Below are 922 nucleotides of genomic sequence, written 5' to 3'. Positions count from 1 at the left end.
GCCAGAGGTAGATAGCTTAACCTTCGGGAGGGGTTTACCACGGTGTGGTTCATGACTGGGGTGAAGTCGTAACAAGGTAGCCCTAGGGGAACCTGGGGCTGGATCACCTCCTTACTGACGCTATTGTTGCGAGTGCTCACACAGATTGTATAGGTTGAAAGTCAAAGAGATACGAATGCCTTAGTGAAAGGCTCGTACCTTAGATGGGTCTGTAGCTCAGCTGGTTAGAGCGCACCCCTGATAAGGGTGAGGTCGGTGGTTCAAGTCCACTCAGACCCACCACTTCTACTTACCCTGCGTCATCTTTGATAGCTGCGGTGCTCATGTGCCAACGCACACTGCGCGTCTCGCTTCAAATCTGACTCGGCTAAGCGAAGTGGACTTCTTCAAGAAGTCTGTCTAAGGAATTTATGATGGGGCTATAGCTCAGCTGGGAGAGCGCCTGCCTTGCACGCAGGAGGTCAGCAGTTCGATCCTGCTTAGCTCCACCACTTTTTAAGCGCATTTATGATGATAAGTGTCTTTAAAAAGTGGTTTATCGTATTGATAGATTCACATGCTCTTTAACAATCTGGAAAGCTGACAAGTCATTCTTTAAGAATGACAGTAAAGTTCTCAATCAGTGACAGAAATGTCACTCACACAATCAAGTGTGCTTGGGCTTTGTCTTAGTAATAAGCAAAGTCTCTATTTTGAGTCCGGCAAAAACAAAACCTTAATTGGTTGATGATTCAACACTCAGTGGTTTTGCGACGCAGATTTCTTTTTAAGACAGTCTCGACGTAAATAAAACCTCTTGGGGTTGTATGGTTAAGTGATTAAGCGTAGACGGTGGATGCCTTGGCAGTCAGAGGCGATGAAGGACGTACTAACCTGCGAAAAGCGATGGTGAGCTGGTAAGAAGCATTTGAGCCATCGATGT

At 46.4% G+C, this 922-nt stretch carries 2 tRNA genes and 2 rRNA genes; all 4 read left to right on the top strand.

Annotation, left to right across the window (positions count from 1 at the left end):
* Positions 1 to 114, top strand: a 16S ribosomal RNA gene (locus BGL48_RS16390); the annotation flags it as partial.
* A gap of 91 nt (positions 115 to 205) precedes the next feature.
* Positions 206 to 282, top strand: a tRNA-Ile gene (locus tag BGL48_RS10920).
* Positions 283 to 415: 133 nt separating this feature from the next.
* A tRNA-Ala gene (locus BGL48_RS10915) sits at positions 416 to 491 on the top strand.
* Between the two features lie 317 nt (positions 492 to 808).
* Positions 809 to 922 (top strand): 23S ribosomal RNA (locus BGL48_RS10910); the annotation flags it as partial.

It is taken from the genome of Salinivibrio sp. SS3, assembly GCF_001722105.1.
Classification (GTDB): Bacteria; Pseudomonadota; Gammaproteobacteria; order Enterobacterales; family Vibrionaceae; genus Salinivibrio; species Salinivibrio kushneri.
The sequence above is the reverse complement of the archived record's forward strand: the minus strand, read 5'-3'. Positions and strand labels throughout refer to the sequence as shown.